The organism is Sphingomonas sp. Leaf23 (assembly GCF_001421585.1).
Lineage (GTDB): Bacteria > Pseudomonadota > Alphaproteobacteria > Sphingomonadales > Sphingomonadaceae > Sphingomonas.
The window spans coordinates 293,837-317,776 of sequence record NZ_LMKR01000001.1 but is presented as its reverse complement, the minus strand read 5'-3'; the positions used below and the strand labels follow the sequence as shown (position 1 = coordinate 317,776).

General features: G+C 64.8%; 31 protein-coding genes. 25 read left to right on the top strand and 6 right to left on the bottom strand.

Going from position 1 to position 23,940, the window contains the following annotated elements; translation table 11 throughout:
* Positions 1-132 precede the first annotated feature (132 nt).
* From ASE67_RS01540 to ASE67_RS01460, 19 genes are all read left to right on the top strand, one after another.
* On the top strand, positions 133-879 hold the full coding sequence (locus tag ASE67_RS01540) for a hypothetical protein (RefSeq protein ID WP_162236325.1): 747 nt from the start codon (positions 133-135) through the stop codon (positions 877-879).
* Positions 876-1,679 carry a heparin lyase I family protein gene (locus ASE67_RS01535; protein ID WP_055756164.1) on the top strand — a complete coding sequence of 268 codons (804 nt, stop codon included), beginning with the start codon at positions 876-878 and terminating at the stop codon, positions 1,677-1,679. Before ASE67_RS01540 ends, ASE67_RS01535 begins: the two co-directional genes overlap by 4 nt.
* Before the next feature lie 11 nt (positions 1,680-1,690).
* Entirely contained in the window at positions 1,691-1,867 is a 177-nt protein-coding gene (locus ASE67_RS18005) for a hypothetical protein (protein WP_156348452.1), read from the top strand.
* Positions 1,868-1,871: 4 nt separating this feature from the next.
* Entirely contained in the window at positions 1,872-2,342 is a 471-nt protein-coding gene (locus ASE67_RS01530; protein WP_055756162.1) for a phage tail protein, read from the top strand.
* Positions 2,339-3,010, top strand: coding sequence for a phage virion morphogenesis protein (locus ASE67_RS01525; RefSeq protein ID WP_055756160.1), 672 nt, complete (start codon positions 2,339-2,341; stop codon positions 3,008-3,010). Before ASE67_RS01530 ends, ASE67_RS01525 begins: the two co-directional genes overlap by 4 nt.
* Positions 3,011-3,087: 77 nt before the next feature.
* A complete protein-coding gene (locus tag ASE67_RS01520) occupies positions 3,088-3,981 on the top strand; it encodes a baseplate assembly protein (protein WP_055756158.1) in 894 nt (297 codons plus the stop codon).
* Positions 3,965-4,612, top strand: coding sequence for a phage tail protein I (locus tag ASE67_RS01515; RefSeq protein ID WP_055756156.1), 648 nt, complete (start codon positions 3,965-3,967; stop codon positions 4,610-4,612). Before ASE67_RS01520 ends, ASE67_RS01515 begins: the two co-directional genes overlap by 17 nt.
* On the top strand, positions 4,609-5,676 hold the full coding sequence (locus ASE67_RS01510) for a gp53-like domain-containing protein (RefSeq protein ID WP_055756154.1): 1,068 nt from the start codon (positions 4,609-4,611) through the stop codon (positions 5,674-5,676). Before ASE67_RS01515 ends, ASE67_RS01510 begins: the two co-directional genes overlap by 4 nt.
* A 1-nt stretch (position 5,677) precedes the next feature.
* Positions 5,678-7,285, top strand: a complete 1,608-nt coding sequence (locus ASE67_RS01505) for an SGNH/GDSL hydrolase family protein (protein WP_055756152.1) — start codon at positions 5,678-5,680, stop codon at positions 7,283-7,285.
* Positions 7,286-7,295: 10 nt separating this feature from the next.
* Positions 7,296-8,078 (top strand): hypothetical protein, encoded by a 783-nt coding sequence (locus ASE67_RS01500; RefSeq protein WP_055756150.1) that lies wholly within the window; start codon positions 7,296-7,298, stop codon positions 8,076-8,078.
* Positions 8,079-8,163: 85 nt separating this feature from the next.
* Entirely contained in the window at positions 8,164-8,688 is a 525-nt protein-coding gene (locus ASE67_RS01495) for a phage baseplate assembly protein V (protein ID WP_055756148.1), read from the top strand.
* Positions 8,685-9,038 carry a GPW/gp25 family protein gene (locus ASE67_RS01490; protein ID WP_082456882.1) on the top strand — a complete coding sequence of 118 codons (354 nt, stop codon included), beginning with the start codon at positions 8,685-8,687 and terminating at the stop codon, positions 9,036-9,038. The genes ASE67_RS01495 and ASE67_RS01490 overlap by 4 nt, the downstream gene beginning before the upstream one ends.
* A 10-nt stretch (positions 9,039-9,048) precedes the next feature.
* Positions 9,049-10,236, top strand: a complete 1,188-nt coding sequence (locus tag ASE67_RS01485) for a phage tail sheath subtilisin-like domain-containing protein (RefSeq protein WP_055756146.1) — start codon at positions 9,049-9,051, stop codon at positions 10,234-10,236.
* Positions 10,237-10,274: 38 nt separating this feature from the next.
* A complete protein-coding gene (locus ASE67_RS01480) occupies positions 10,275-10,784 on the top strand; it encodes a phage major tail tube protein (RefSeq protein ID WP_055756144.1) in 510 nt (169 codons plus the stop codon).
* Between the two features lie 57 nt (positions 10,785-10,841).
* Complete coding sequence (locus tag ASE67_RS01475) at positions 10,842-11,156, top strand: phage tail assembly protein (protein ID WP_055756143.1); 315 nt, start codon at positions 10,842-10,844, stop codon at positions 11,154-11,156.
* Between the two features lie 8 nt (positions 11,157-11,164).
* The gene (locus ASE67_RS18000) at positions 11,165-11,290 is read left to right on the top strand and encodes a GpE family phage tail protein (RefSeq protein WP_156348451.1); all 126 of its coding nucleotides are present in this window, start codon (positions 11,165-11,167) and stop codon (positions 11,288-11,290) included.
* A 1-nt stretch (position 11,291) separates the two neighbouring features.
* Entirely contained in the window at positions 11,292-13,943 is a 2,652-nt protein-coding gene (locus ASE67_RS01470) for a phage tail tape measure protein (RefSeq protein ID WP_055756142.1), read from the top strand.
* A 5-nt stretch (positions 13,944-13,948) separates the two neighbouring features.
* Positions 13,949-14,320: a phage tail protein gene (locus ASE67_RS01465; protein WP_327196653.1), complete on the top strand. Its 372-nt coding sequence runs from the start codon at positions 13,949-13,951 to the stop codon at positions 14,318-14,320.
* A complete protein-coding gene (locus tag ASE67_RS01460) occupies positions 14,317-15,348 on the top strand; it encodes a contractile injection system protein, VgrG/Pvc8 family (RefSeq protein WP_055756138.1) in 1,032 nt (343 codons plus the stop codon). The genes ASE67_RS01465 and ASE67_RS01460 overlap by 4 nt, the downstream gene beginning before the upstream one ends.
* A 168-nt stretch (positions 15,349-15,516) precedes the next feature.
* On the opposite strand, the gene ASE67_RS01455 is transcribed toward ASE67_RS01460, so the two are convergent.
* Positions 15,517-15,786, bottom strand: a complete 270-nt coding sequence (locus ASE67_RS01455; protein ID WP_055756136.1) for a helix-turn-helix domain-containing protein — start codon at positions 15,784-15,786, stop codon at positions 15,517-15,519.
* A gap of 23 nt (positions 15,787-15,809) precedes the next feature.
* Positions 15,810-16,013 (bottom strand): hypothetical protein, encoded by a 204-nt coding sequence (locus tag ASE67_RS01450; protein WP_055756135.1) that lies wholly within the window; start codon positions 16,011-16,013, stop codon positions 15,810-15,812.
* A 274-nt stretch (positions 16,014-16,287) separates the two neighbouring features.
* Here ASE67_RS01450 and ASE67_RS01445 point away from each other — a divergent pair, with 274 nt between their 5' ends.
* The 3 genes from ASE67_RS01445 to ASE67_RS17995 all read left to right on the top strand — a co-directional run bounded on the left by ASE67_RS01445 (position 16,288) and on the right by ASE67_RS17995 (position 19,268).
* A complete protein-coding gene (locus ASE67_RS01445; RefSeq protein WP_055756133.1) occupies positions 16,288-17,634 on the top strand; it encodes a methyl-accepting chemotaxis protein in 1,347 nt (448 codons plus the stop codon).
* A 59-nt stretch (positions 17,635-17,693) separates the two neighbouring features.
* Positions 17,694-18,317, top strand: coding sequence for an SOS response-associated peptidase family protein (locus ASE67_RS01440; RefSeq protein WP_055756131.1), 624 nt, complete (start codon positions 17,694-17,696; stop codon positions 18,315-18,317).
* A 153-nt stretch (positions 18,318-18,470) separates the two neighbouring features.
* On the top strand, positions 18,471-19,268 hold the full coding sequence (locus tag ASE67_RS17995) for a sce7726 family protein (protein WP_156348450.1): 798 nt from the start codon (positions 18,471-18,473) through the stop codon (positions 19,266-19,268).
* Here ASE67_RS17995 and ASE67_RS17595 read toward each other — a convergent pair.
* The 4 genes from ASE67_RS17595 to ASE67_RS01425 form a co-directional block, all read right to left on the bottom strand.
* Complete coding sequence (locus ASE67_RS17595; RefSeq protein WP_162236324.1) at positions 19,260-20,375, bottom strand: beta family protein; 1,116 nt, start codon at positions 20,373-20,375, stop codon at positions 19,260-19,262. The genes ASE67_RS17995 and ASE67_RS17595 overlap by 9 nt on opposite strands.
* 24 nt (positions 20,376-20,399) lie before the next feature.
* A complete protein-coding gene (locus ASE67_RS18815; protein ID WP_082456880.1) occupies positions 20,400-20,888 on the bottom strand; it encodes an ImmA/IrrE family metallo-endopeptidase in 489 nt (162 codons plus the stop codon).
* The gene (locus tag ASE67_RS01430; RefSeq protein WP_156348449.1) at positions 20,876-21,304 is read right to left on the bottom strand and encodes a hypothetical protein; all 429 of its coding nucleotides are present in this window, start codon (positions 21,302-21,304) and stop codon (positions 20,876-20,878) included. Before ASE67_RS01430 ends, ASE67_RS18815 begins: the two co-directional genes overlap by 13 nt.
* Positions 21,305-21,968: 664 nt before the next feature.
* Positions 21,969-22,454 carry a hypothetical protein gene (locus tag ASE67_RS01425; protein WP_055756125.1) on the bottom strand — a complete coding sequence of 162 codons (486 nt, stop codon included), beginning with the start codon at positions 22,452-22,454 and terminating at the stop codon, positions 21,969-21,971.
* Between the two features lie 151 nt (positions 22,455-22,605).
* Between ASE67_RS01425 and ASE67_RS01420 the strand changes: the two genes are divergently transcribed.
* The 3 genes from ASE67_RS01420 to ASE67_RS01410 all read left to right on the top strand — a co-directional run bounded on the left by ASE67_RS01420 (position 22,606) and on the right by ASE67_RS01410 (position 23,930).
* Entirely contained in the window at positions 22,606-22,890 is a 285-nt protein-coding gene (locus tag ASE67_RS01420) for a hypothetical protein (protein WP_055756123.1), read from the top strand.
* Between the two features lie 198 nt (positions 22,891-23,088).
* Positions 23,089-23,610, top strand: a complete 522-nt coding sequence (locus ASE67_RS18420; RefSeq protein WP_200922140.1) for a hypothetical protein — start codon at positions 23,089-23,091, stop codon at positions 23,608-23,610.
* Entirely contained in the window at positions 23,607-23,930 is a 324-nt protein-coding gene (locus tag ASE67_RS01410; RefSeq protein WP_055756119.1) for an ogr/Delta-like zinc finger family protein, read from the top strand. The genes ASE67_RS18420 and ASE67_RS01410 overlap by 4 nt, the downstream gene beginning before the upstream one ends.
* Positions 23,931-23,940: the final 10 nt, after the last annotated feature.

The following is a 23,940-nucleotide window of genomic DNA, read 5'->3' as shown; positions in this document are numbered from 1 at the left end:
GCAGCGGCGCTAACGCTGGCGTCCGGCTGCCGCCGCCCCGTCGACACCGCGCAATCGCCCATCACCGGAGCGGACGGCCCTGCCGTATCCTGGTGGATGGGCTTCCCCTGATCCTCCTTCGGAAGCACCGATATGTCTTTCGTCAGCAAAATGTTCGCGCACATGGGCGGCACGTTCTTGGGCAAACTGTGGGACGCCGGCAATGGCGGTCCGCTTACGCCTGTCAGCCTCGCCGTCGACCAGTACGGTACGCCGATCGATTTCTCGATCCCACCAATCATCGCCGGCCGGTACCGCAACTATAAGCTGGCTGCCGGCACGCCTGCCAAGGTCGGCGAAGGGGAGCAGACGGTCGTTGAGACCGATCCGTATGGCGCGATCCGCGTCAGCTTCTCGCAGGACGGTTGCGAGGCACCCGCGTTTCCGCTTCGTGATCCGGCGGGCGCACAGGTGTTCTCGAACACCCGGGCACCGGTCGTAGCTTCGCTGGGATTGTCGATCGACAGCCGCAACCAAAAGCCGACTGCGAACCGCGTCATCAATGGCGTCCACCGGTTCAACACTGTCGCGGCAGGCGTCTATTCCGACTTGGTCTATGCGGGAACTGCCCGGCTCGGACGGGTGCGCTTGCGAAGTGCCGCGACCTATCCGCTGTACCTCAAGGCGTATGACTCGGCGACCAAGATCGATGAGGCCGCGCTGCCCGCTCCGGTGATGATCTTTGAGCTGGAACCCAACGCGGTCACCGACATGTCGCTCGGCGACTATGTCGTGCTGAACGGCCTCGCCTTGCGCATCACCAAGGCGATCGAGGATAGTGACAAGACCGCCATCGCATTGGGCGATGTTCGGTCGTTTAACCTCCTGTACGCGCGATGATCCACCCGCTGCTCCTGCGCGGATCGTCGATCAATCGCACGCGCGATACGATTCCGATCGGCGGCATCAATTACCGCCGATCGTTCGCCTATGAGCGGCTGAACCGTTACCAGTTCAAGTTGCTGGGCGACGGCAGCATTGCAAGGTTCGAGCTGCGCGACGGCGACCTCGGCGATATTAGCAACCTGACGTCCGGCAATGAGCGGTCGGAAGTCGTGCCGATCAACCCGCTCGTCCCCGGCCATGGCGGCTCGATCTTCCAGTTCGAGGAGGACGGCTACCTGTCCTTCCAATTTCGCATCGACACGCCGACCACCGCCGAATTCTCGATCTGTGGCCAGTGGCACGACTATCCCGAACCCGACGACGTCCATATGTCGCCGCCGCTGGCGTTCACCGCCGGCAAGAGCTTCGTGCATGCGGACGGCACGACCCGCATCCCCGTCACGCTGTCGACATTCTTCGACGCCAAGCATGCCTCCCCCATCGCCAACCCGAACTACGTCAACCGTGGCAGTTTTCAGATGACGATGGGCAGGTGGCACCGCATTGTGCTGCATTTCCGCGCCAGCCTGAGGGACACCGGCGCGCTCGAATTGTGGGTCGACGGTGTGAAGGTCTCGACCCACCTCAACACCAGCTTCGGCTACAATAACGACAGCGGCTTCGGCTACTGGCAGTGGGGTGTGTACCGGAAGAAAGACCCGAACCGCTTCGTCTGCATGTACGCGAACATGGAACTGTCGCGCGCCAATCTGATCAATCGGGTCGCAAATCCGCTACCGATCGTGGAATGGTAAGGAGGGTACCGATGCGCGAAAATTTAGGCTTGGCGCTGGGTTTGGTCGGCTTCCTGCTAACCTTCGTTTACGGCGGTCTGCGCTGGCACGCGCATCGGTCCCGCACGTCCTCGCAATTCGCCGACGCGATCGGCGGTGCCGCGCTCCTGACAATCATCACCGCCTTCATTCTACTCCCGCCGGAGTGATACGATGCAGAAGCCCGAATCCTTGCGCCAGCTGCTGTTCGCCACCGCGCTGGGCGGCCAAGCCGAAAAGCTAGCGACCTTCATCGACCGCGGACGTGTGGAATGCCGCCGCGGCGCCAATCTGACCTTCAAATATTACTACACGCTCAACCTAGTCGTGCAGGGCTATGCCGGATCGGTCGACGCGCTGATGGTCCCAATCCTCGCTTGGGTCGCCGAACAGCAGCCGGACCTGCTCGACCGCGCGCCGAACGAACCGTTCGTGTTCGAAAGCGAACTGCTCGACGCCGACACCGCCGACGTCTCGATCGAGCTGGAGCTGTCCGAACTCGTCCTGGTCGAGCGCACCGGCAAGTCCGAGTTCAAGGCGACCCACGTCCCCGAGCCAATCATTGCCGACGCCTTCCCCGGCGTATGCGGCGTGTCGCTCCTGCAGGGCCTGCTCGATGACGGCATGACGATCGTGCCGGCATGAGCGACGACTTCCTGCAGATTGACCAGTTGGCCGGCACGCTGCTCCGCAACCTCGAAGGCGGCGCGCGGCGGCGGCTACTACGCAAGCTGTCGCGCGACCTGCAGGCGAGCCAGCGCCAGCGGATCACCCGGCAGGAAAACCCGGACGGCACGCCGTTCGCGCCGCGCAAGCCCCGCCGCGACCCCAAGGTCGGCCGGTTCCCGCGCCGATTCCTTTATCCGACCGACGGCGGTGAGATGCGCGAGGCGATCGTCAAATCCTATGTCCTTCAAGAAAATGGCAAGATCACCGGGTTCGACACCAAAGCTGGCGCCATCCGGACGTTCTTCCTAGACAAGATGAAGTCGTTGCCATGGGAAGGGACGAAGGCACCCGCGAGCGGCGGCAAGCTCCGACGCAAGGGTCGCATCCGCAAGAAGGCGATGTTCCGCAGGATGAAGGGGCACCGCTACCTCATCGCCCGGTCGAACGCCGACGAAGCGTGGGTCGGGTTCACTGGCTATGCCGCGACCATCGCCAACATCAATCAGGCGGGGGCGGTCGACCGGCCGGGGCCGCGATCGAAACCAACGCGCTACCCACAGCGCAAGCTGGTCGGTTTCACCGACGCCGATCGCAAGTCCATCATGGACGCGGTCCTTGCCGCGCTGGTCGACGGCGTTTCCTGATCCGGCAATGGTAGAGTGCGTCTCTACCATTGCCGCACCCTAGCCGATGCTGCCACCCGCCGCCGACATGGCCGGCGATGGACCTTGCCACCGCCTCCACCCCCGTCGACCTGTCGCGCCTGCCGCCGCCCATGCTGGTGGCGCAGCCGGGCTTTGAAGCGATCGTCGCCGACATCGTCGCGGCGATGCAGGCGGCCTATCCCGCCTTCGATGCCACGATCGACAGCGACCCCGTGGTCATGCTGGTCCAGATCGTCGCGTATCGCGAACTGCTGCTGCGCGCCGAATTCAACGACAGCGCGCGCCAGCTGCTCCTGGCCTTCGCGACCGGCGCGCATCTTGACCACCTCGGCGCGCTGGTCGGCCTGCCCCGCCTGGTCCTGACCCCGGCCAACGTCACCACCGGCACCGCCGCCGTAATGGAAGGCGACGAAGCCTTCCGCCAGCGCATCGTCCTCGCACCCGAGAGCTTCTCGGTCGCCGGTCCCGATCTGGCCTATGTCGCCTTTGCGCGTCGCGCCGATGGCGACGTCGCCGACGCCAGCGTCGTCAATCCAGCCCCCGGCGAAGTTCTCGTGACGATCCTGTCGGCCAAGGGGGACGGCACCGCCTCGCAGGCGCTGCTCGACAAGGTCCGCGCGATCGTGAACCGCCGCGACGTGCGACCGCTGACCGACGCAGTCACCGTACAGTCCGCCACCATCCTGCCCTTCGCGATCGACGCCCGTGTGTGGACCTTCTCCGGTCCCGACGCCGCGCTGGTCCTGTCGACCGGCCGCGCCACGCTCGACGCCTATGTCGCCGAGAGCCGCAAGCTCGGCCGCGCGATCCGCCGCAGCGGCATCGAGGGCGCGCTACAGGTCGCCGGCGTCGAGCGCGTCGAGCTGCCGGGCTGGGTTGATATCGTACCCGATAGCACGAAGGCGGCGCACTGCACCGCCATTCAGGTGATCCATGCCGGATACGCCTGACAGCCTGTTGCCACCCAACGCGACCGCCTTCGAGCGCGCCGTCGAATCGGCGCTGTCGCGCGTCACCGCGATCGACACGCCCGTCGCGACGCTGATGCACCCGGCCCAGATCGACGCATCCGTGCTGCCCTTCCTCGCATGGCACCTGTCGGTCGATCGCTGGGAGGCCGACTGGAGTGAAGCGACCAAGCGGGCTGCCGTCGCCGACGCCATCACCGCCCAGCGGCGCAAGGGCACGCCCGCATCAGTTGACGCGGTCCTTGCCGACTTCGATGATCTGCTGGAGCTGGTCGAGTGGCACCAGACCACGCCGCGCGGCACACCGCACACCTTCGAAATCCGCTTGCCGATCGGTGCCGAGGGCGGTCCCCGGTCGCGTGCCGCCTTTGCCGACGCCATCCTGCGCGACGTCGCCCGCGTCAAACCGGCGCGTAGCCAGGGCACGCTGGTCCAGCAGCTCGCCGTTGCCGGCCGCGCCGGTGTCCAGTCGGTCGCGCGGATTCTCGGCGACACCCGCATCGGCCTGACCTTCACCGATGACCAGTCCCAGCCTTGGGTGACGCTGCTCCAGACCGAGGATGGCGAGCCGCTCCAGCAAGACGACGGCACTTTTCTGGATACCGCGCCATGACCACCCCTTCCCTGTCCCTCGTCATCACCAAAACGGGGCTGCAGCGCTTCGTGGCCGCGCAGCTCGGCGAGGACATCGACATGACGATTTCGTCGGTCGCGCTGACCGCCGCGGCGTTCGTCGCCGCGCCGACGCTGACCGCGCTCCCCGGTGAATTCCGCCGGGTCGCCACCATTTCGGGCGTCGCCAGCAGCGCCGACACGGTGCACCTGGTCGTGCGCGACGCCGCCGAGCTGCGCTACGAGGTGCGCGGCCTTGGGCTCTTCCTCGCCGACGGCACCCTCTTCGCGACCTATGGACAGGCCGAACCGATCTTCGAAAAATCGGCGCGCTCCACCATGCATATCGCGATCGACCTGGTCTTTCCGACAGGCACCGCGACCTCGCTGACCTTCGGCGACACCAATTTTTTGCAGCCGCCGGCGACCGAGACGCTGGCCGGCGTGATCGAGCTGGCGACGCCGGCGGAGGTGACCACCGGCACCGACCCACTGCGCGCGATCACCCCGGCGACACTGGCCGGTCGGCTCGCCGCGCTGACGACGAACATCGACGCGGCCATCGCAGGCGTCCGCGCATCACTCGCCAGCGCCGTGGCATTGCTCGTGCCGCTCACCCGCCGCATCAGCACCAGCGGCCTTGCAATTGGCGGCCAGACGCTCGCCACCGACATGACGGTCACCGTGCCCCCGGCGACCGCCGATCAGCTCCGCTTTGCCACGGCCGGCAATGTCGCTGTCACTCCGGCCAGCTTTGGCGATCTCGGAAATGTGATCGCACCGACCGGTTCGTACACCCTCCCCGGCGGGCGGGTCGACAAATGGGGCAAGCACCGTGCCCGCGCCAATAGCGAAGTGACGGTCGCGATCGTCTTCGACCCGCCGTTCCCGGCCGAATGTTTCAACGTCAGCCTCACCCCCTTCATCACCTCGCCCAACCCGAGCGACGACTATTTCTGCCAGCTCGCCGGCGACCCCACCCGCTTCGGCTTCACCGTCCAGTACCAGTCCGACGACGCCAATGGCGGCCTGTCGGGCTTTGACTGGACCGCGATCGGACACTGACATGAGCAAGATTTCACAGCTCCCCGATCTGACGGCGCCGACCGGCCGCGAGCGCGTGCCGGTCGTCACGCCGGATGGCACGACCAAAGGCGCCGCGATCGGCGGCCTTGTCGATGCGGCGGCCAAGCCGTCGATCGACCGCGCCGATCTGGCGGCGGCACAGGCGGCGGCGGCGGCCGGCGACGCGCGCGGCGCCGCGCGCCGCATGGTCATCGCCTCCGATCAATTTTACGCCGGCATGACCCGCCGCTTTGCCTATGCCGTGGTCGACCGCTACGGCCGCGCGCGCGCTGGATTGGCGGGGGACGGCAGTCTGCACGCGCAGCGCCTGACCGGTCCCGCCGGGAAAGGGCGCTGGGCCTTCCGCGTGACCAATGCCTATGGCCGGGTCGGCTTCGGCGTCGACCGGCAAGGCGCGATCAGCGGCGGTGCGTCCAAAAACGGCTTCGCCTTTGTCGTGCGCAATGCCTATGGCCGGCCGGGCTTCGCGATCGGCAATGACGGGAGCGTGTGGACGAAAGACGGGCTGCTCGGCAGCATTGCGGCCCCTGCCCGCACATCGATCAACCGCCTCGACGCCATGCTGACGGTGCGCGCGGCCGCGCCCGACCTTATCGAGCGCACGCCGGGCGTCGGCTTCTCGCTGCTGCTGCTCGGTGACAGCCAGTGGCGTGAGAGCTGGGGCGGTGCGAATGTGCCGCTCTGTCGCGCGCTGTACCGCCGCTATGGCTATGGCGGCCCCGGCTTCGTCGCACTGGCGACCGGCACCGGTACCGACGCCGGTGCGACCCGCGATCAGATCGTCATGACACGCTCGGCCGGATGGACCGAAACCGCCGGGGTGGCCTGGTCGCCGACTGGCATGGGCCTGCTGGCCAATGCGGCGGGGGTGACCGTAGCGCTGACCTATGACGGTAGCGCGACGATCGCCACCGTGCGTCTCCTGCATGGCGGCGGCGATCCCATCACCTACGCCTACAACGGCGGGGCGGAAACGACGGTCGACGTCGGCGCGGCACCGGGCTTTGTCGATCTGCCTGCCCCACCGGGTCGGGGATTTACGCTGACGCTGAAGACGACGGGCACCACCCGCCTTGCCGGCCCGGTCTTCCGGGCATCGAGCGGCATCGTTGTGCACAATGCCGCGATCGGCGGGTATGCGACCGCCACGTATCTCGGCCTCGATCAGGCAGTATGGCGCGCGACCCTCGCCCGCCTCGGCGGCGTCGATGCCGCGCTGGTCGGGCTTGCCGGCAACGACGAAGTGGGCGACGTGCCGCCCGACACCTTCGAAGCCCGCGCGCGTACCTTAATCGGCGCGCTGCGCGCGCTTGCGGCCGGACTGTCGGTCGGATGGATCATCCGGCCCCAGGCACCGCGAACCGACGTGCCCGAACGCATGGCCGCTTATGCCGACCGCATCCGGACGAAGGTCGGCCCTGACCTGCATGTCGCTTTGCTCGATGCGCAGCCGCGCTTCGGCGCGACCTATGCCGACTACGGCTACGGCAGCGCCAAGAACCCCCTGTTCCAGGCCGACCTTGTCCACGTCAATCGCCGTGGGGCGAATGTGCTGGGCGGGGCTGCGGCCGAATTGCTCTTCGCCTGAAAGGATTCCCATGGTCGCCGTCTACGCCCCCGATGCCGCCTTCGCCGGCTCCGTCCTGCCCCGCGACATCTACCTGACCACCAATCGCGCCGGTCTGGTCGGTGAGTATCTCTTCGGTCAGGATCTGATCCAGTCGCGCGAAAACAGCGCCACGCCCAACGCCACGCTCGCCACCGAGGTGCTGACCGGCGCCGCCGTTCCGCCGGTCTATGGCGATCATAGGGTCGAGCTGGGGAATGGTGCCGGACTCGCCACCGGTCTGATCGGCATGCCCGTGCAGACGATCTTGCTGTTCGCCGCCGTGGCCGGAAGCGACGCGCCGGATCTGACGCAAGTCCCGACCCCAAAGCATATTTTTCACGGCGCAACGGTCGCCGAGGCTGGGCGACTCACTATGACCACCAGCGTGATCAATGGGGTACTTTCAATCGGAGCGACGCCCAATGGCAACGCCTCCGATGCCCGATTCACCCCCGCCGCGCCGTTCACTGCGATCCGGGGAATCGCCTCCCGCATTTTCGGGCTTCTTGCCGGATCGCGGATCACCATGGACGAGTACAAGGGGGGCGCGCTCATCAATCACGCGGAGGCGGTGCTATCTGCGGATCGGCCAAATCCAACGTATGGCATCGTCGTCGGAAATTCCAACGCCGTTGCCGCCGGCGGCGACTTCCGCGAACGCGTTCAGCACGCCATGTGCCTGATCTGGTCGCGCTACCTGACCGACGCAGAGTTGCTCGCCGCCTATCTCGAAGCGCGCGCCAATCTCGCCTCCATGGGCGTCGCCGCCTGACACGGACCTGCCCCGGCAATGGTAGAGACGCACTCTACCATTGCCGCCCCCGTGACCTGACCCGGCGCACGCGCATGGTCGCAGCGTGACCCAGCCTGTCGACATCACCCGTCTCATCGGCGACCTGATCCGCGAAGGCGTCGTGGTCGCGCGCGCCGGTGCGCTGTGCCGCGTTGCGATCGGTGACATCGAGACGCCGGACATCCCATGGCTCGCCGGCCGTGCTGGATCCGCGACGATCTGGTCGCCGCCTTCGATCGGCGAACAGGTGCTGGTCCTGTGTGGCGAGGGCGATATTGGTCGCGCAATCGTGCTGCCCGGCCTCTTCTCCGACGCCCATCCCGCGCCGGCCGCTGACGATAGCTTCCATGCGAAGTTCGATGACGGCTGCTGGATCGGCTACGACCCGGCCAACGGCGAGGCGATGATCGCGCTGGGCGACGGCACCCGTTTCCAGGTCGCGCCAGGCAAGGTCCGCATTGACGCGGATCTCGAAGTCACCGGAAAGATCACCTCCAATGTCGACGTGATCGCCGACGGAAAGAGCCTGAAGTCGCACAAGCACTCCTTGGTTCAGCCAGGGCAGGGCGTGTCGGGCGCGCCGCAATGATCGGCATGGACCGCCACACCGGAGCCGTTTGCGAAGGCACAAACCATCTGCGCCAGTCGGTCGGCATGATCCTCGGCACGCCGATCGGCACCCGCGTCGGCCGCCGCGACTTCGGCTCGCATATCCCCGAGCTGATCGACCAGCCCCTGAACGCCGCCACGCGTCTCGCCGTCATCGCCGCCGGCGCGCTCGCCCTGTTGCGCCAGGAACCGCGCATCCGCGCGCAACGGATCCTGTTCGACGTCACCGGCGCCGGCGCGGCCGAGCTGCGCATCATTGGCACCCGCCTCGACGGCCCACGGCCCGCGCCGGTCGACTTCACCACCACCCTTCGCCCCGCCCGCGCCTGAAAGGATCCTCATGGCCACCGCCTTCCACCACGGTATCACCGTCACCGAATCGAAAACGACGTCGCGCATCATCGCGACGATCGCCACCGCCTGCATCGGCCTGGTCGTGACCGCGCCCGCCGCCGACGCCGCCGCTTTCCCGCTCGACAAGCCGGTGCTGATCGATGAGACGCCGGGTCACATCGACATGACCACGGCGCTGGCGAAGATCGGCGCGACCGGTACCGGCCGGACGGCGTTGGAGGCGATCGCGTCGAAGGTCCGCACGCCCGTCATCGTCGTGCGCGTCGCGCCCGGCGCAGACGCTGCGGGGACCGCCGCCGCCGTGATCGGCGCAACCAACGCCGGCGTCCGCACCGGCATGCAGGCGCTGCTGGCCGCCGAGGCGCAGACCGGCATCCGCCCGCGCATCCTCGCTACCCCCGGCCTCGAAAGCGTCACCGTCACCAACGCGCTGGCGGTGATCGCCGGCAAGCTCCGGTCGATGGCCTATGCCCGCGCGCTCGGCACCGATCTCGCCACCCTCGCCACCTATCGCGGCGGTTTCGACAGCCGCGAGCTGATGCTGCTCTATCCCGACATGAAGGTTACCGACGCCACCGGCGCGGTCGTGCCCAGCTTCGCCGCCGCCCACGCCGCCGGCATGCGCGCGTTGATCGACCAGACGCAGGGTTGGCACAAGACGCTGTCGAACGTCGCCATCCCCGGCGTCATCGGCATTACCGCTGATGTGCCCTTCGACCTGCAGGATCCCGACGCCGACGCCAATCGCCTGAACGCCGACGAAATCACCACGATCGTCCGCCTCGCCGGCGAGCTGCGCTTCTGGGGGTCGCGTACCTGCGCCACCGATGCCGACTTCTATTTCGAAAGTGCAACCCGCACCGCGCATGTCGTCGCCGACACCATCGCCGCCGGCCTGATCTGGGCGATCGACAAGCCGCTGACCCCCTCGCTGGCGCAAGACATCGTCGCCCTGTGCAATGCCAAATTCCGGGCGATGACGCATGCGGGCGAGATCCTCGGCGCGGAAGCATGGTTCGACCCGACCCGCAATCCAGTCAGCGAGCTGAAGGCGGGCAAGCTGGCGATCCGGTACAAATACACGCCGGTCCCGCCGCTGGAACACCTGCACCTGTCGCAGGAAGTCACAGACGAATTCCTCGCGAATTTCGCGACGCTCGCCGCCGCCGCCTGACCGCAGCCGCGCCCTGACCCTTTCCCCGGAGTATCCCCATGGCATTCCCTGAAAAACTGAAGCAGGCCGACCTCTTTATCGACGGCCGCTGGGTCGACGAAATGACGTCGGTCACCCTCCCCAAGATCGGCCGAAAGTTCGAAGACTTTCGCGGCGGCGGCATGAACCGACCGGTGAAGGTCGACATGGGCGCGGAGGCGATGGAGGCCGAATGGGTCGTCGGCGGCTTCGTCGCCGCCTTGATCGGCGGCTTTGGCGCGATGTCGATCGAAGGGCAGCAGCTGCGCTTCGTCGCCACGACGCAGGACGATCGCACCGGCGCGGTCCACAGCTGGGTCGCCGTGATCGGCGGTCGCCACGAAGAAATCGACATGGGCGAATTCAAGTCCGGCGAGGATACCGAAATGAAGGGCAAGACCGCCGTCGCCTTCTACTCGCTCCACCGCGATGGCGTCGAGCTGGTCTACATCGACGTGCTTGGCATGGTTGAGCGCTACGGCGGCATCGACATCATGGAAGCCCACCGCACCGCCCTCGGCCGCTTGTGATCCCCCGCGCCCCGGCCGCACGCCGAGGCCCCTGCCTCTTTTACGAAAGCCTGATCCATGACCGACACCAAGATCCGCGGCCTGACTCTCGAAAATGACATCGTGGTCGGCACCGATACCGTCCACAAGGCCGGCGACAAGATCACCGTCCGCAAGCCAGGCGCCGGCGAGCTGCGCGGTCTGCAGGTCAATGCCTTGATCCAGGGCGATTACAATGCGCTCGAAACGCTCGCACCGCGCATCACCAGCCCCATCCTCCACAAAGCGCATGTCTTCGCGATGGACCCGGCCGACTTCACCGCTTTCGCCGGAGAGGTGCTCGATTTTTTGCTGCCGACGGCCGCGAAACAGCCGGTCTACCAGGACGCGTAGAGCCGATCATGGCGGACATCTGGCTGATCCTGCGCGGACAGCCCGACCTGCAGGCGATGTCCGCCATGTCGCTGCCCGAGCTGATGGACTGGCACCGCCTCGCCGTCGAGCGCGCGCCCAAGAAGGAAAAATAGGATGGCCGATCGCGACCTGCGTCTGCGTGTGCTTTTCGACCAGGCCGATCGGCTCAGCAAGCCGCTACGCAGCATTGCCGGCGGATCACGCGCGGCAGCAGTAGCGCTGAAAGGCACTCGCGAAGAGCTGCGCCGGATCGATGACGCGCAGGGCCAGCTGAACAGCTTCACGACCCTGCGCGCCGGGATGCGACAGTCGGCCACCGCCGTCCGCGAGGCCGAGCAGCGCGTCGCCGCGCTCGGTCGCGAGATCGCGCAGACCGCCAAGCCGACCCGCGCGCTGCAGCGCGACTTTGCCCAGGCGACCCGCACCGCCGAGCAGCTGGCCGACAGCCACCGTCACGACACCGCCCAGCTGCGCGAGCTGCGCACCGCCCTGCAGGCCGCCGGCGCGAATACGCGTGACCTGACCCGCTACGAGACCGACCTTGCCCGCCGGGCGGCCGAGACGACGCGGGTGATGGAGGATCAATCCCGCACGCTCGAACGGGCGAGCAACCGCGAACGTCGGTTGGGCGATGCGCGGGACCGCTTCAGCCGCACCTCCGCGACCGCCACCAACATCGCCGGGGCCGGCATGGCCGCCGGCGCTACAGCCGTCGCCACCGCCGCGCCGCTGGTCGCGTCGACCAAGGTCGCCATGGATCTTGAGGAGGGCATGGCCGGTGTGGCCAAGGTCACCGGCCTTGCCGCCGGCCAGATCGACCTGATGCGCGGGAGCATCATTGATCTGTCGACGCAAATTCCCATGACCGCGACCGAGCTTTCGCAAATCACCGCCGCCGCCGGCGCGGCGGGCGTCGGGGCCGCCAAGAATGGGGCCACCCTCGCCCAGCGCCGCAAGGAGCTGATCGCCTTCACCGCCGATGCCGCGCGCATGGGCATCGCCTTCGACATGTCGGCCGAAGACGCCGGCAGCACCATGGCGAAGTGGCGACAGGCGTTCACCATGACGCAGCCGCAGGTTGTAGCACTGGGCGACCGCATCAACGCCTTGACCAACCGCTTCGGCGGCCAGGCGGGTGCCGTATCGGGCGTCATCACCCGCGTCGGTGCGCTGGGCGACGTCGCCGGCGTTGCCGCGCCACAGATCGCGGCCATGGCGTCGTCGCTCAATTCCATCGGTATCGAGGAGGACGTCGCCGCGACCGGCATCAAGGCGATCCTGCTGACATTGAATAAGGGTACATCCGCGACCAAGAGCCAGCAGACCGCGATGAAAGCGCTGGGCCTGGATGCGGTCAAGCTGTCGAAGGCGATGCAGGTCAATGGCAGCGGTACGATCGTCGACGTGCTGGAGCGTATCCGCAAGCTGCCGAAGGACCAGCAGGCCGCCAGCCTCAGCGAGCTTTTCGGCACCGAATCGGTCGGCGCCATTGCGCCGCTACTGACCAATCTCGACGCGCTGAAGGAGCGCCTCCAGCTGGTCGGGGACCGGGGGCAATATTCCGGATCGATGATGGGTGAATTCCTGTCGCGCATCAATACGACGAAAGGGGCCACCGATCTGGCCGCCAATGGCCTGCAGGCGGTGAACCTCGAATTGGGGCAGCAGCTGCTGCCCCATGTGAAGGCCGCCGCCCAGTACACCGCCGGTCTGGCCGGGCGGATGCGGGCCTGGGCGCGAGAAAATCCCGGCCTCGCGAAGGGCATCCTTTACATCGCGGCAGGCGCCGCCGGCCTTTTTGCCCTGTTCGCAGCTGGCGCGATCGTGATCGCCGCGCTGATGGCACCCTTCGCGGCACTGTCGTTCGCCTCGACCGCGCTGGGCATAAAATTTGGCGCGTCGATGATGACGATCGGCAAGGGCCTGCTCTACCCGATCCGCTTCATCCCCATGCTGGGGAAGGCATTTATCTCGCTCGCCTTCACGATCGCGCGGGCCGGCTTGGTCCTGCTCGCCAATCCCGTGACGTGGATTATTCTGGGCATCGTCGCGGCCGTCGCCCTGCTCGCCTACGGCGCCTACAAACTGTACCAGAATTGGGATGGGGTCGTTGCGTGGTTCGGCAATCTATGGACCGGCATCAAGGGCTTCTTCAGCAGCAGCATCGCCAACATCAGCGCGACGATCGCCGGGTGGACGCCCCTCGGAATCTTCTACAGCGTCCTTCAGCCGGTGCTGGGCTATTTCGGTATCCAGCTGCCCGCCAAATTCTCCGACTTCGGCCGGATGCTGATCTCCGGCCTCATCGCCGGCATCACCGGAATGCTCGGCGCGCTGAAGTCGACGATCGTCAGCGCCGCTGGCAGCGCCGCCGCGTGGTTCAAATCGAAGCTGGGTATCCGCTCGCCCTCCCGCGTCTTCATGGGCTTCGGTGGCTTCATGATGCAGGGGCTGGAGCGTGGCATCGATCGCGGCTCCGGCGGGCCGCTCGACCGCATCACTCGCCTGTCGCGCGAGCTGGGCGGCGCGATGGCGCTCGGCGCGGCCACCCCGTCGCTGGCGGCCGGCCTACCACCGCCCGGCACCGCCCCCGGCCCGGCCGGCGGCGCGCCATCGGCCCGGACCTACAATATCACGATCAATGCCGGCGGCGGCGATCCGCAGGACATTGCCGAGGCGGTGCGCAAGGCGATCGATGACATCGACCGTGAGGACCGCGCCGCCTCCTATTCGTCCTTCGCCGACCTTCCGGATTGGGAAGTCTGATGCTGATGAGCTTGGGGCTTTTCCCCTTCTCACTCCCCACCCTCGCCCACGACGACCTGTCCCGTCGCACCGCTTGGCGGCATGCGACCTCGCCGCGCGTCGGCGCACGCGACGCCACCCAATATGTCGGGCCTGGCGAAGAAACGGTCAGCATCGGCGGCATGGCCCATGCCGAGCTGGCCGACGGCCGCGCCTGCCTCGACCAGCTGCGCGACATGGCCGGCACCGGACAGGCATGGCCGCTGGTCGATGGCGCAGGCACCGTCTTCGGCGCTTTCATCATCCAGACGCTCGACGAAAAGCATCGCGCGCTCTTCCCCGACGGGACCCCGCGCGCGATCGACTTCTCGATCGAGCTGCTCCGGGTCGACGCATGAGCAATTTCCCCGACTATCGTGTCGAGGTGAATGGCCGCGACATCACGCCCCTCCTGCGCGAATCCCGCCCCGGCCAGCGCGCTGCCGATCGCCCCCGTACCCGGCTCATCTCGCTTGGCCTCACCGACAAGCGGGGCAGCGACGCCGACCAGCTCGATCTGGTCATCGACGACAGCGACGGCGGCGTCGACCTTCCCCCGACCGGCGCGACTATCCGCGTGTCGCTGGGCTGGCGCGCGGGGCCCGACGTCACGGTCGGACTGGTCGACATGGGCACCTACATCGTCGATGACGTCAGCCACAGCGGCCCGCCCGATCAGATCACCATCCGCGCCCGCGCCGCCGACTTCACCGGTGCGATGCGCATCCGGCGGGAGCGCAGCTGGCACGGCACGACGCTGGGCGCGATCGTCGCCGACGTCGCCAGTGCGCATGGCCTCCAGCCCCGCTGCGCCGCCGCTCTGGCCTCGATCGCGGTCATAGCCAAAGCACAGAGCCGGGAAAGCGATCTGGCCTTCCTGCGCCGCCTAGGGCGCGATCACGACGCCGTCGCCACGATCAAGGACGGCAATCTGATCCTGAAGCCGATCGCCGACCGCGCGACCGTCTCGGGCAAGGCGCTGCAGACGATCACCGTCCGCCGCCGCGATGGCGATCGGCACGATTACCAGGTGCAGAAGCAGGAGGAAGCGACCGGCGTGTCGGCCGATTGGCACGACCGGGCCTCGGCGAAGAAGAAGACCGTCACCGCCGGCAAGGCGGAGGGCGCGCGCAAGCTATCCCGCACCTATGCCAGCGAGGCTGACGCCCGCGCTGCGGCGAAGGCAGAGGCCGGCCGCGCCGCCCGCCAGCCCCGCACCCTGTCCCTATCGCTGGCACTAGGCCGCCCCGACCTAAAGCCCGAGACGCCGATCACCGTCTCGGGCTTCAAGGCGGCAATCGATGCCCAGCGCTGGGTACTGGCAGAGGTCACCCACACCCTCGGCGACCGGGGCTTCGTGACCGGCCTGAAACTCGAAAGCGCCTGACCGCCGCTTCGCAATTTCAACCCTTCGGCTTTGGCCAGGCATCGAACATCGGTCGTTGTATCGGGCAGTGTTTGCCGCGCATGTCATCCGCCTTCGCCTTCCGCCGTTCCTCGCCATACCGCTTCAATGCCTCAGTAACGAACCGGCGACTCGCATTCGCGTCGTCGCTCATTCGACGACAAGCTCGGCCGGGATCGACGCCTTCAAATCCCCCGCGCTGACACACCAGGCCCGCGCCAGCGCGTCGATTTCGGCCAGCGAAACACGATCCCGCTGGCATAGCGTCAGCAACCGCTGCTGCGGGATGCCGGTTACCCGCGACAATCGATCTATCGGCGTCGCCTTTTGCGTCAGCCACGCCTGAAACCACCAGGTGCCCGTCGCGATGCTGCGCGCCACGGGGTGGCTGTCCGACCAGCTGTCCAGATAGACCGGCAACGGCCGCTCTCCCTTCCGTCGCATTACAATAGCGCGTCCAGCGCCAGCTGCTCGCCGGGCGACGCCAGGACGGAGCGGACCTGGCGGGCGGCGTCGACGGATTGACGATATTCAACCGTGCGATGGCGTTCGGCGTCCTCGAAGCCCAGGCGGGCCCAGTCGTCCGATGGATAGCAGGCGTCGTACACCGCGCGCGCGGCGGCCCGCATCTGGGGATCGTGATGCATCCCTTCGCTCCCTTTCACTCGAATCGCCGTCCAGGCGGCGGATCGCAAAAGTAGAACAATACGAGAACATTCCGCAAGGGATCACCGCTGTGGCGCCGATCACGCAAATTCCGCAAAACCGCCAAGTCACTTGCATTGAAGGAACTGGCCGGCTTCGTCCGCAAGAGTACGCAATTCCAAAAAAACGACGCCGAAAGCGCGAGCATTAAGGTTTCGTTGTCGAAATGAGCACAGTTGGGTTGCGCAATTTATACGATTTTACAGGAAGAGCCTCATGGTCCGCTGGTTCAAGGCCGATGCCCCCATTCGCCAAAAGTTTGTCGCTCTGACGCTGTTGGCGAGCGCGCTCGCATCGATGCCGCTTGCCGCCGCGATCCTGTGGGGCAGCGCTCCGAACGGCGCGACGGCGATGATTTCCACCGCCCTCGCTGCGCAGGTTTCGATCTGTGCGCTCCTGCTGATCGCGCGCAAGCTCATCTGCGATCCCTACGTCAGCACCGTCGTCCGGATGGAGGCGCTGGCGGCGGGCGAGTTCGCCGAACCGATCCGCTTTTCCGAATATCGCGACTGCGTTGGCCGCATGTCCCGCGCGATGGTGACGTTCCGCGACAATGGCGTGCGGCTCGCTTCCGCCTCCGACGCGCAGCAGCTCGTCGTCGTGTCGCTGGGTGAAGGGCTCGACCGGTTGGCCGGCAACGACCTCAGCTATCGCATCGACACCGATTTCCCCGGAGAAACCGATCGACTGCGCCAGGACTATAATCGCGCGATGGCGGCGGTGGCCGAAGCGCTGAACGCGGTCACCGCCGTCAGCGAGAACATTCATGGCGGCGCGTTCGACATCAGCCGCGCGTCCGACGACCTGTCGCAACGTACCGAGCAGCAGGCCGCCAGCTTGGAGGAAACCGCCGCCGCGATGGACGAGATCACCGCCATGGTCCGCCAGTCGGCGACCGGCGCGGCACAGGCAAAGACGATCGTCGCGCTGGCCCGCGACGAAGCGGAACAGTCCGGCGCCGTCGTCAACCGCGCGATCGACGCGATGGACGCCATCGAACGCGCGTCGAACGAAATCGGTGAGATCATCAGCGTGATCGACGGTATCGCGTTTCAAACGAACCTGCTGGCGCTGAACGCCGGCGTGGAGGCCGCTCGGGCGGGCGACGCGGGCAAGGGCTTTGCCGTCGTCGCCAGCGAGGTCCGCGCCCTCGCCCAGCGATCGGCCGACGCCGCCCGTGACGTAAAGATGCGCATTACCGCGTCGGGCGAACAGGTCAGCACCGGCGTCGCTCTGGTCAACGAAACCGGCGATGCGTTGACGCGGATCGTCGGCCGCATCGGCGAAGTCAGCACGCTGGTCCACGGTATTGCCGAAACGTCCGGGCAACAGGCCAGCGGCTTGCAACAGGTCAATGCCGCCGTGTCGGAAATGGACGGCGTGACACAGCGCAACGCGGCGATGGTCGAACAGGTGACCGCCGCCGCGCGCACGCTGGCCGCCCATGCCGATCAGCTGGCGGCGCAGGTCGGACGCTTCAACCTGTCCCGCGATCCGGTCCACGCCGCCGGTGCCGGTAACGCCCCGATCTATGTCGATTTTCAGCGGGGTCGGGTTGCCTGATCGGCCATCGCGTTCGCCCTGACTGGTTAGCGCACGCCGCGGCGCCTATCTTGGGCGGCATGTGCAATCGAGCGCGCTTTGACGGCGAACCCACCACCCTGTTCGGATCGGCGAAGAAGCTGTTTTCCGAACGCCCCCGCGACAACCGGTTCAACCCGAAGGAGCTGCGGCCGAAGGGGCGCGCCTATGTCATCCGCGAACAGGATGGCGAACGCGCGTGGGACGTGATGGCGTGGGACGTGCTGGGCGGTCAGGCGGCCTGGCCGATGACCAATGTCCGCAACCTGAAGCTGCCGCAGTGGCGCAAGCTGGCGGCGGACCCGGCGAACCGCTGCCTGATCCCGCTGACCGAGTTTTGCGAATGGACGCCGGACAAGCACGACCTGGACGACGGCAAGCCGCCACTGAAGGGCGAGATGTGGTTCAGCGTGACCGATCAGCCGACCTTTGCCGTGGCCGGCTTCTGGCAGGCGACGGCCGAGGGCAACGGCTTCACCATGGTCACCTGCGATCCGAACGAACTGGTCGCGCCGATCCATCCGAAGGCGATGATTACCATCCTGCGGCCCGAGGATTGCGACACCTGGTTGCGGGGTAGCTATGACGAGGTCGTCACGCTGCAGCGACCATTTAAATCGGCTGGTATGGCTGTCCGGGGACCAGCGTTTCCCACGCGTTCCTAAACAGTTGCAGAGGGAGTATGCGTACCGAGGGCACCATGAGCGCCAAGTCTCATGTACCGGTGCTCACATGGCTTGTGATACGACGCGCGCTGTTTTACTGCCGCCAGATGAGGAATGCCGCTTTGGCTACGCATCTGTCGTTAGGCATCCGCTGTGACCCCGTTTAGTAAGAACGAAGCTGCTGAGCCAAAAGCCAAAGCAGCGCTTATAGATTTCCTTCGTTCCAACGGCTGTATTCCAAGGAAATCAGCTGTTGCGACAGAATTCAATATAAACCGGTATGCAAATCGTGCGGACGTCGTTCTTGCTAACGACGACGGTTTGCATTTTTTTGAGATTAAGACTGAACGGGATACGCTTCATAGGCTAGAGAGGCAAATTGAAGCCTACTCGTTACACGCTAATTTTGTAACTGTTGCGCTGACGAAAAAGCATGTGGACGTAGCATATCCGCTGCTGCCTGAACATGTTGGACTGCTTCAGTTGCCATGCCCTTTTTTTGGGAACGAGGTTAAACTGCTTCGAGCAGCAAAGCCGTCACCGTCATATGACGCTGTTGCGATGCTATCGTTACTGCCCGCGGATGCTATTAATTCGCGGCTTTTACAATCTTCTCGCAACCGCCGGAGAGCTGATCTCGTACGGGAAGCCGCAGCTCTACCAACCGAGGCCATCCGCGCGGCAACCCTGGCATTCGTCATAGATAGATATAGACTGACGACGGCAGCGCTTTTGAAGGCGACGAAAAACCGCACCATCAGATCTGCCGATTTAGTACATCTAAAAAAATGGGACCGATCGAACCGCAAACCGACTGAGGCCACTGGAGTAGCACCTCCGATGACGACCGCTGCGATTGATGCGGAGATTTACCAATACGTTGGCAAATCTTTTGGACCGGTTCCGGCTGAAATTACGCAACTTCTGGGACTAACACAGAACTTAATCTGACCAAGGTTCATCATTATTGGTTGAGCTCGCAGACGCCGTTGCTTGCGTATGCATGTGTATATTTAAACGAATTGTCGTCCATTTGTTGGCGGCATTCAGGCCCTTCATGTTACCTGCAGCAGCCTCACGAATCCTCTGCGCCCCCCAGCACAAATTGGTGTCGTCCCACTTTGGATCATTTCGGACGCGAAGGGCCGCATCTGCAAAACCTTCGCGCCGACGATGGTAAATCCATTCGCCATGTAGAGGATAGTCAACGCGGGGAACCCCCCGAAACGCAGGCTCCCGATCAGAGGCAAAAACTGCGGCATGATCGCCATAATGCAAATCTATACCGGCGTTTGTAAGAGTTGGGCTAGTACTAAGCATTTGGAACAGCATTCGTTCTCGAATTGCCAAGCAAGCATACTCTTCGCCTGTCACCGTAAATTGATCCGGAAAACTGGAAGCCTTGAAAACGTGGGTTCTGTTCCCGCCGTTTATCAATGATTTGGTTGCTAGAATTCCGCCCTGTATGCCGAGGCCAATCGCGGTTAGATCATCGTTACGGCTAATTTGCTCGTAATCATAAACCATGAGTATCGGCACATCTCCCAACGGCATCGCACTCAAGGCAGACGCCTGGGCCAAATTCCATCCTCTCGTTCTTCGAAAACGGAAGATTATGCCCCTGCCTAGAGAAGCTAATCGAAGCACCTGAGATTGGAGATTGATAGCTTCGTCGGTCCACTGGACGACCGGTACCCAGCGCTGATCTTGCTCAATCAACTCGCACCAAGAGCTGAACCCGTTGGCCGAACGATGAAGTGCGGCGACCTCGCTCCTACCTAGAAGCGCCCAATCCTCGCGCTTTTTGTCGCTGTAGACTTTAGCCGGCGATGGCAAAACAGCCGCCAAATCGAGACCGATAGGACGCGCCCCGAACGCCTCTGACAGATGATCGATTGACCGTTCGACCGGACCACCCTGCCCAGCCTTCGGATGGGGCCAGCACTGAACGCGAGCGATTGGGAAAATTGCGTCCTTCGTTGGTTCGGCAAGCCGACGCAAAGCCTCGCATTCACTTTGCCGAATTGTGAGGCTTGGAAAGTAATTCGCAATAGGCAAGCGGCCCTCCCCCAACGCTTTTTGTTATGTAAGCACACCCAATCGAATATTGAGAGCAGCCGTCGACACTTGAAGCGCGATAGCTAGCTTCTCAACATCCGTTTCTCCGTTCTGCATTAACCGGGTTAGTAATGGCCACGGCATGAGTATTTCTGCAGCTAACGCGTTGGCCTCATACTCTCGCCGTTCTGACAACCCACTACGGTAAAATGTGTCGTCTACGAGCTCATTCCCAATAACATCTCTGTGAAGTACAAAATGAGCAATCTCGTGGGCAATTGTAAACCGCTGCCTATTTCGGTGCTCGTGCCTATTTACTTTAATAGTCCACGTTTTTCGATCGGACGGGTCAAGCGTTAACATACCGGAAACCGCCAGCGGCAGATCGCTGATGAGAACCTTCACTCCCAGATCAGCCGCAATTGCGCCCACCTTTACCGGAGCAACGGCCTGATGCCGTGTGATGGCTTCCGCTGCGTACGGTGGTAGCTTTGATATGCTTAGTCGCGCCATTCTTCATCTCGTGTTTGGTGTTCGGGAGCGACATTCGCCCCGAGGACCGAGGTGCCAAGAACGTCCTGTACGGCGTCTCTTGCTCTCGCCTCCATCGCAACCGCGATTGCCGCATCTACGGTTCGCTTAAAATCTTCCGACGTTAGGTAAGTTTGACTACCAGACTGTGAAGTTTCAATGGCGAGCTTCTCAGCCATGCTTCTTAGGGTTTGATAGCCGAGGATCGCTGCCACGGCGACGATGAAACCAATAAAGGTAACGATAAGGGAGACAACACTTAATAGGACTGCGATGAGGTCTTTATACTCCCACGCACCTGGCTTGATGAGAGATGCACCCTGAGCGTCCAGCAGGATGAGCAGCAGCACGAACATTGCAACATTGCCAATGACAATGCCGCGTTTAACCCAACGCATAATCGACAAGCCTCATGATGGGTCCCAATCGTCAATTCGCCGTTTATTGAAAGTGAGCTCCACCCCTCTCAATTGGCAGTCACCCGTCACGTAATCAGCCTCACTGACCCAGTTCCGAATCTCGCGGGTTGTCACTTCACCTTTGGAATTCGTGTATGTGAAGCGTGCGCTAGGACCCGACGTTCCCGGCCGAATCCTCGCCCTTCGCCGAGGTTTTTCTGCTGTTTCGAAAGATACAGGCGGAGGAGGAGAAGGCGGACGCCGGTTTCGTTCGGCCATCCGTCGTATGGAGGCTTGCCTTTCGGTAAGCACTTGCTCCGACGTTAAGGGAATCGATGGCGGCTCCTTTCCCATCACAAGAATGTATAGCCACCTCGGGATTTTCATCCGCCCTGCCCCACGGTAAGCGACCTTCCCCAAGGTCACAGTTTGAAAAAATATGTCGTCTACTCAAGGCTGTGTCGAGCCTGATTGTCGCATCCGATCCAATTCGGATGTTGTTTGGGCCTGATCGGGTTGAAAGCGCTTTCCTACAAGGTTTGAGCGCTTCAAACGGAACATTATGAGAACGAATGAAGCAGTTGCATGAACCGGCCCATCTTTCGGTCTGCGCCTGGGTGCGAGTTGGCTTGTCCCCAGTGTGAGGTGATGTGCGCCGTCCTCGCTAGGACGCGCGACGAGGCGTGGCGGGCTTTGGAGACGGCTTGTCGGGAACGGGGGTTGGCGTCGGGTCCTGAGGCGGACGACCGGGTCCGGCAGCGTCGATTGAGGCTGGAAGCTGCTGAGCGAACGTTCGTGCGGTATCTGAGAGAGCGTCGCCCAGATCGAGCGGCAGAAGCATTGCTTCAAACATGCGCGCCAACGCATCTTCACTAGGCAGGGCGATCATGCCGTCGACACTGGTGGCCTTGCCGCCCTGCATCGCCCCCGCGACGTAGCGCAATGCGCACTGCCCGTTGAATGGGAGGGCGCGAAAGCTCTGGAGAATATCCGCCTCAGCCGCATCGAGCATACCACCGGTTTGGTGGTTGCCGGTCAAAACGAACAGAACGTCGACGCCAACGGCCGCGATCGCGCTGAGATAGTCGCCCCGCAACTCGCGTTTCGACGTCTCATAGAGGCTCTGCTTTTGGCTGTCGGTGCCGACCAACGCAGCAAATTCGCTCTGCGTCTTACCCAGCCGACGTCGCTCAGACGCTAAACGTTCACCATAACCCATTGGTTATGTCGATTCCCTATTGACGACTCATCGGTTTTCAACGAATCGTTCTGCTACATTCTGCAATTACGAGGCATTGCACATGCCAACCGGGTCTGTCTCCCCTGTCATTGATCGTGACCGGGTCGCCGCCGCTCGTGCCCGGCTGTCCGCCGTGGGCGACGGCATCGGCGACTGGGCGCGCCGCCACGGCTTCGCGCCGAAACTGGTCTATTCGGTGCTGTCCGGCACGCGCCGCTGCGCGCGCGGCCAGTCGCACCGCATCGCCGTCCTGCTCGACCTGAAGGAAGGCGAGCTGGACGACATTGCCCAGCGCGGCGGCGGGTCGCCGGTGCGTCTGTCGAGCGCGCCCGATGCGCGCGGCTGACCGGGCTATGCCTCTCCCCCTTTCTCCTGCGTCGAGTGCCGACCTCCCCGGCGACGTAGCAACTGGCGCGGCGGTGGTCGTCTGCAATCGCCGCGCCCTTTCCATCGCATGGGCAGGCCGCGCGATCGCGCTGCTGCTGGTGGCCGCTTGTACGCCGGGCGCGCCGGACAATCCGGCCTGCGATCGCCGCGCGCCGCCATGGGACAGCGCACAGTGCCGGGGCACCGCCCGATGACCCGCCCGCGTACCCCCAACACCAGCAGCCATGCCGTGCTACGCATCGCCGCGCGGCTTGGCGGGTTCGATGCCGCCGCCACGGTCGCGCGCCGCTCCGAACGCTGCGTGCGCGACTGGAGCGATGAGGCGACGCCGAGCTGCCCCAGCTGGGCGCAGGCGGTGGCGCTCGACGCGGCCTATCGCGCCGCCGGGGGCGAAGGCGCGCCGCTGTACGAGGCGTATGGCGCGCAGCTCGACCTGCGCTTCAACGACCTGACCGCGTGTCATGCCGCGCTCGCCACGAACCTTGCCGAGGCGTCGCGCGAATGGGGCGAGGCGATCGGCGCGGCCACGATGCTGGCGGTGCCGGGCTTTTCGCCCAATCAGGCGCTGACCGCCGATATCGAACTGGATCAGGCAGAGACGCGGCTGAAGGGCCTGCGCCGCCTGGTCAAACGCTTTCTCCCCGGCGCCGTGCCGGGGAAGCCGGGGGGTGCCCAGTGAAGAAGCAACGTCCGCCGCTCGTCCCGTGTCCGCATTGCGGCACGCGGGCGATCATCCGTCGATCCGAACAGATCGCGCCGCTGGTGCGTGAGGCGGATTATCGCTGCGACAACATCGCCTGCGGCCATACCTTCGTGGTCGAGCTGGCGATCGTGCGAACCATCGTGCCCAGCGCCTGTCCGCGCGCCGGCATCCACCTGCCGCGTGGCAACCCGAACCTCGGGCCGCGCCGCGCGCCGGTGCCGGCCAACGACGATACCCGTTCGCCCGCGAATGATCCCGGCCCGCTGACCCCGGCGGCCACCGACATGAGCGGCTGAGCCTGCGCGG